The following is a 6,365-nucleotide window of genomic DNA, read 5'->3' on the forward strand; positions in this document are numbered from 1 at the left end:
CCGGCACCCGGCGGCGGGCGGCGCTGCTCGCCCGGCGCCGCGCCGCGCTCGCCCGCGCGGAACCGGCGGCCCCCGCGCCGGCCGCCCCGTCGTTCCCCGACGACGAGGATCCGGTGGAGATCGCCGATCCGAGCCCCGAGGCGCAGCCGAAATCCGAGATCCGCCAGGCCGGGATGCGGCCCCGGCACTATGCGCTGCTGATCAGTTTCGCGCTCTGCGTGGCGCTGCCGGTCATCGCGAGCGCGCTCTATCTCTGGACCCGCGCGGCGGACCAGTATCATTCCGAGGTCGCCTTCTCGATCCGCTCGGAGGAGGCGGGCTCGGCCACGGCGGGCCTGCTCGGCGCGCTGACCCAGCTCGGATCGGGCTCGGCCCCCGATTCCGACATCCTGTTCGAATTCATCCGCGGCCAGAAGATCGTCGCCGATATCGACCAGCGGCTCGACCTCCGGCGCATGTTCAACCGCGATCCGAGCGATTTCGTCTTCTCGCTCGGCGAAGACAGCTCGATCGAGGATCTGAAGCGCTACTGGAACCGGATGGTGAAGGTCAGCCTCGACGGCTCGGCCGGCATCGTCCGGGTCCAGGTCCATGCCTTCACCCCGGAGGATGCCAAGACGATCGCCGAGGCGATCCTGACCGAGAGCAGCGCGCTGGTGAACCACCTCTCCGAACAGGCGCGGCAGGATGCGATCCGCTTCGCCGCCGCGGAATTCAAGGAGGCCGAGGAAAACCTGCGCGCCATGCGCCAGCGGGTCAGCGACTTCCGCCGCGACCACCGGATGGTCGATCCCTCGGCCGACGTCGCCGGGCAGATGGGCCTGCTGAACGCGCTGCAGGGGCAGCTCGCCTCGGCGCTGGTCGATCGCGACGTATTGCTCAGCTATGTCGGCGAGACCGACCAGCGGGTGATCCAGGCCAACCGCCGGATCGATGCGATCACCGGCCGGATCGACGAGGAGCGGAACACGCTCGACATCGCCGGGAGCGAGGGCGGCGGCGCCGCGCTGCCCGACGTGGTCGGCGCCTACGAGGAGCTGCAGGTCGATCTCGAGTTCGCCAATACCACCTATACCCAGACGCTGGCCGGGCTCGCCGGGGCGCGGGCCGAGGCGCGGCGGCAGTCGCGCTATCTCACGCCGCATATCCAGCCGACCCTGGCCGAAACCTCGCTCTATCCGCGCCGGACGCTGATCATCGGGCTCGTCGCGCTCTTCACCACGCTCGGCTGGGGGGTGATGATGCTGATCTACTACAATGTGCGCGACAATCGTTGAATTGGGGGGGCCTGAGCCGGCGAGCCAGCCGAAGCCGGCGATCGAGTTCCGCGACGTCTCCAAGGCGTTCCTGACGCCGTCGAGCCGCAAGGTGGTGCTCGACCGGCTGACCCTCGCCCTGCCCGCCGGCGCCAAGGTCGGGGTGCTCGGGCGCAACGGCGCGGGCAAGTCGACGCTGCTCGGCATGGTCGGCGGCATCGTGCGGCCCGATATCGGCGAGATCCACCGCAATGTGCCGGTCTCCTGGCCGCTCGGCTTCTCGGGCAGCTTCCATGCCGAACTCAGCGGCGCGCAGAACATCCGCTTCGTCGCCCGGATCTACGGGCTCGATACCGACGCGCTGATCGCCTTCGTGCAGGAATTCGCCGAGCTCGGCGATTTCATCAACATGCCGGTCCGGTCCTATTCCTCGGGCATGAAGGCGCGGCTCGCCTTCGGCATGTCGATGGGCGTCGCCTTCGACTGGTATCTGGTGGACGAGATCACCGCCGTCGGCGACGCGGCCTTCAAGCGCAAGAGCCTCGCGGTGTTCAAGGCGCGGCTGCGCGACGCCGGCCTGCTCATGGTCTCGCATTCGGTCAATACCCTGCGCAGCTATTGCGACAAGGGGCTGGTGCTGGAGAACGGCCAGGCGCGCTATTTCGAGGATCTGGAAGAGGCGATCGCGGTGCACGAGGCCAATCTCGGCGCCGAGGTCTCGCCCCGCGCCGCCGCGCGCGCCGCCCGCGCCGCGCGGATGGCCGAGCGCGCGGCGGCCCGCGCCGCCCGCCGCGCCGGGATCGACGCCCTGCGCAGCGCCCCGGACGGCCCCGCCCCCGAACGGATCGGCCGCCTCGCCCCGCGCTGAGGCGAAGCGGCGGGGATATTGCGCTAAATCAAGACTCTGGAGCGGACGGGCCGGCTCTGCCGGATCGGCCTCCGCTAGGCGGCGCCTTCGGCGCCTTCGTCCGAATAGCCGCCGGGGTTCTGCGATTGCCAGTGCCAGGTGCTCGCGCACATCTCCGCGAGGCCGAGCTCGGCCCGCCAGCCGAGTTCGGCCGCCGCCCGGCCGGCGTCGGCGTAGCAGGCGGCGACATCGCCCGGCCGGCGCGGCGCGAGATTGACCGCGATCTCCCGGCCGCTGGCCGCGCCGAAGGCCCGCGCCATCTCCAGCACCGAGGTGCCCTGGCCGGTGCCGAGATTGAAGGCGGCGCAGCCCCGGCCCGTCTCGCCCACGCCCGTCTCGCCCACACCCGTCTCGCCCTCTCCCGCGCGCCCCGCGGTCCAGTCGACGGCGGCGAGATGGGCGCGGGCGAGGTCGCTCACATGGATATAGTCGCGCACCCCGGTACCGTCGGGCGTCGGATAATCGGTGCCGAAGACATTCAGCGCCGGGCGCCGGCCGACCGCGACCTGGGCGATGAAGGGCATGAGATTGTTCGGCACCCCGGTCGGATCCTCGCCGATCCGCCCCGAGGCATGGGCGCCGACCGGATTGAAATAGCGCAGGAGCGCGATCGACCAGGAGGGATCGGAAGCCGCGAGATCCTCGAGGATGCCCTCGATCTGCAGCTTGGAGCGGCCATAGGGATTGGTGGTGCGCCGCGGATGGCTCTCGTCGATCGGCAGATAGTCGGGATCGCCATAGACCGTGGCGCTCGAGGAAAAGACGAAGCGCCGGCAATCCGCCGCCCGGAGCGCGCGCAGGAGCGCGAGGCTGCCGCCGACATTATTGTCGAAATAGCCGAGCGGGTCGGCGACCGACTCCCCCACCGCCTTCAGCCCGGCGAAATGGATCACCGCCTCGGGCCGGGTCTCGGCGACCAGCGCCGCCATGGCACCGGCGTCGCGGATATCGGCCCGGGTGAAGCCGAAGTCGCGGTTGGCGAGCTGCTTGACCCGCGCCAGCGCCACCGGGCTCGCATTGTCGAGATTATCGACCACGTGCGCCGCGTGACCGGCCTTCAGCACCTCGACCAGGGTATGGCTGCCGATATAGCCGGCGCCGCCGGTGATGAGGATCCGCATGCGATGTCTCCGGGCCGGTTCGGGGAGGTTTCGGGCGAAACTAGTCGAGCCCCCGGAAAAGGAAACCATCTCCGGGGAATTCAGCGGACGAGGACGGATCAGACCGGGATTTGGGCGGGTCTCATTCGGGCGGGTCTCAGACGAGGTCCGATCCCGCCTGCGCGGTGGCGATCCAGGTCGCGGCCGGGACCAGCCGCCCGAGCGGGCCGAGCCGGGTGGCGAGTTCGGCCTCGTCGAGCCGCGCGACCTCGGCGAGGCAGCGCAGCCCCGCCCGGCGCAGCGCCCAGACAAGGCCCGGTCCGGCGCCTGGCAGGCGATCGAGATCGCAGGCGGGCAGCGGCGCGGGTTCCGCCGGGGAGGCTTCGGGCATCCCCTCGGCCATGGCTTCGGCGATGACCTCGGGCGCCGGCGCGGCGGGGCGCGACGTCTCGCCCTGGCGCTGGAACGGCAGGACCTCGGCGGCGGCGCCGCGCGGCGCCGCGCGGGTGGCAGGGGGAGGCTCGGCCCCGGTCAGGGCGCGCAGGAATTCCTCGAGTGCCAGCTGGGCGTCCGAGGCCGCCCGGCCGCCGCGCACCGGGATCGGCTCGGGAGAGGCCCCGCGCGCCGGCGCCACCGCGATCCCGGGCGCGGCGCCTCCGGTCCCGGATTTGAGTTCGGGGGTGAATTCCGGCATGGAGTCGGGCGGGGAATCCGGCGTGGAACCGGTCATGGAATCGGCCGTGGAATCGGGGCGCAGGCGGGCCAGCCGCGCCGCCCGCTCGGCGCGCAGCCGGCCGCGCTGCGCAATGCGCGCCGCGAGGGTGGGATGGACGCTCGCGCGGGCCTCCGCCGCGCCTTCGGTCGGGATCCCCGCGTCGGTTCCGGCGTCGGTTTCGGGCTGGATCCCGGATTGAACCAGGGGGCGGTCCTTCAGGCGATGGTCCGACATGGGCGGGGCTCCTCGTCTCGATCAGCTGAACCGGGGGACCCGGGTCGGGGTGGCTTCGTCGGCCGCCTGGCGCTCGAGCCGGGCGAGAAACTCGGCCAAGGTCAGGCCGAGCGTCTCGTGGAAGGCCGGGTCCCGGGCGCCGGTCGCGGTGCCGTCCTCGAGCTGGGTGGCGAGCCCGGCCAGCCGCTCGGCGAGGCCATCGACCCGCGCGGTCTGGTCCTCGAGCCGTCGGGCGACGGCCTTGAGCGTCTCGGCGAGCGTCTCGCCAAGGGCGGTCAGCGCCGGATCCGGCTCGGCCCGCGCCCGGAGCACCTCGGCGTTGAGGAGATCGAGGATCTCCGCCTGGCGGCGCTCGATGGCGGCGAGGCGGCGGGCGAGCGGGGTTTCCTCGCCCGCGAGCCCGGAAGTGAGGTCCGCCCCGAAATCGGAGGCGAAATCGGAGGCGAGGTCGCCCGCGAGATCGGTGGTCAGCCGGGCGGTCAGGCGCGCGGCCTCGGTGGCATGCCGGGCCTGGATCACCGCGCGCAGCTCCGGCGCGTCGGCCAGCGCCTCCTTCACCGCCCGGGCCTCGGCGCGCAGGAGCAGGAGCGGCTGGTCGAGCCGGCCCTCGTCCTCCTCGGCCTCGGGCAGGCCGTCGGTCGGGGTCAGCCAGACCGCGTCCGGGCCGAAGGCGGCCCGCAGCGCCGCCGCCAGCGCCTCGGTCCAGTCCTCGGGCGGGGTGGTTCCGAGCCGCCCGTCGAGATCCTCGGGGCCGGCGTGGAAGGCGTAATGGAAGCGGTCGAGGCGATAGACCGGGCCGGCGACGAGGCCGCAGATCGTGGCCAGCGTCGGGGTCTCGGCCTCGAGCTGGGCGGGATCGCCGATCAGCTCGTGGCTGACGAGCCCGGCGGCGATCAGTTCGGCCAGCGCGGCGGGCGGTGTCTCGGGCTGGGGCGCCGCGGAGGAGGATTCGAAAACGGCGCTGTCCAAGGGCTGACCTCTCGAAAGGACTGGGGTGGAGGGCGGGCGGAAGGGGATCGCTCTCGGGAACTTAACGTCCCCTGAATTGGTTAAGCGGACGTTACTCCCCCGGGCGCGGAACGGGCGGGGGATACCTCCCCCGCCCCGCCTCTCCAGCCGTCACTTCTGGTGCAGCGAGACCACGCGCGGCAACGCCCGCAGCGCCGCGAGATCGGGATCGACCGCCGTCTCCGCCTCCTCGGCCGGAACCGCGGCCTCGGCGGCGGGCGCGACGGTGGCGGGGGGGGCGACGGCGGGGGGGGCGACGGGCGCGGGGGCCTCCGGTGGTGCGATCACGGATTCGGCCAGCGCGGCGGCCTGGCGCTCCAGCACCTGGCCGAGGCGGGTCTGGGCGGCGCTGATCCGGGGCAGGCTCGCCTCGAGCAGCGCCAGCCGGTTGGCGAAGAGCTCGGTCTGCTCGGCGGCGGCGCGGGCGGCGATCATCTGGGTGGCGATGGCCCGTGCCTCGGCGCGGGCCTCGTCCTCGCTCGCCTCGGCGGGCCGCGCCTCCAGCTCGGCGAGCCGGGCTTCGAGCGGCGCGAGGCGGGCGAAGACCGTCTCGACGCGCGGATCCTGGGCGGCGAGGCCGGTTTCCATCTCGACGAGCCGCGCTTCCAGCGGCGCGAGCCGGGCGAAGACGGTTTCCACCGTCGCGTCCTTCTGGGCATAGAGCCGGGTCAGCCGCTCGGAAATCTCGGCGAAGGGGTTCTCGCCCGGCGCTTCCAGCGCGCTCAGCCGGTCGCGCAAGGCGCCTTCGGCTTCGAGGCGCGCGGCCTGGGCGGCTTCCAGCCGCTCGGCGAAACGATCGAGCGCCACGCGCGGATCCTGGGTGGCGAGGTCGGCGGCCATCTCTTCCAGCCGCGCCTCCAGCGGCGCGAGCCGGGCGAAGACCGTCTCGACCGTCGCGTCCTTCTGGGCATAGAGCCGGGTCAGCTGCTCGGAAATATCAGCGAAGGGATGCTCGCCCGGCGTCTCCAGCGCCGCGATCCGGGCCTGCGCGGCTTCGAGCCGTTCGGCGAAACGGTCAAGTGCCACACGCGGATCCTGGGTGGCGAGGTCGGCGGCCATCTCCTCCAGCCGCGCCTCCAGCGGCGCGAGTCGGGCGAAGACCGTCTCGACCGTCGCGTCCTTCTGGGCATAGAGCCGGGTCAGCT

General features: G+C 72.6%; 6 protein-coding genes. 2 read left to right on the forward strand and 4 right to left on the reverse strand.

Annotated features, from left to right (window positions below):
- Together Q0480_RS14590 and Q0480_RS14595 are read left to right on the forward strand one after the other, a co-directional pair.
- On the forward strand, positions 1–1,277 hold a 1,277-nt coding region (locus Q0480_RS14590), incomplete at its 5' end, for a hypothetical protein (RefSeq protein ID WP_299134011.1).
- Position 1,278: 1 nt separating this feature from the next.
- A complete protein-coding gene (locus tag Q0480_RS14595; protein WP_366940869.1) occupies positions 1,279–2,124 on the forward strand; it encodes an ABC transporter ATP-binding protein in 846 nt (281 codons plus the stop codon).
- Between the two features lie 74 nt (positions 2,125–2,198).
- Here the strand turns inward: Q0480_RS14595 and galE are convergent, their stop codons facing one another.
- The 4 genes from galE to Q0480_RS14615 form a co-directional block, all read right to left on the reverse strand.
- A complete protein-coding gene (gene galE / locus Q0480_RS14600; protein WP_299134012.1) occupies positions 2,199–3,284 on the reverse strand; it encodes a UDP-glucose 4-epimerase GalE in 1,086 nt (361 codons plus the stop codon).
- A gap of 136 nt (positions 3,285–3,420) precedes the next feature.
- Positions 3,421–4,212, reverse strand: coding sequence for a hypothetical protein (locus Q0480_RS14605; protein WP_299134014.1), 792 nt, complete (start codon positions 4,210–4,212; stop codon positions 3,421–3,423).
- 21 nt (positions 4,213–4,233) lie between these two features.
- Positions 4,234–5,181 carry a hypothetical protein gene (locus Q0480_RS14610; protein WP_299134016.1) on the reverse strand — a complete coding sequence of 316 codons (948 nt, stop codon included), beginning with the start codon at positions 5,179–5,181 and terminating at the stop codon, positions 4,234–4,236.
- A 150-nt stretch (positions 5,182–5,331) separates the two neighbouring features.
- Positions 5,332–6,365 (reverse strand): hypothetical protein (locus Q0480_RS14615; RefSeq protein ID WP_299134018.1); only part of this gene is annotated, 1,034 nt, incomplete at its 5' end.

The sequence above is a fragment of the uncultured Amaricoccus sp. genome, from assembly GCF_937891315.1.
GTDB lineage: Bacteria > Pseudomonadota > Alphaproteobacteria > Rhodobacterales > Rhodobacteraceae > Amaricoccus.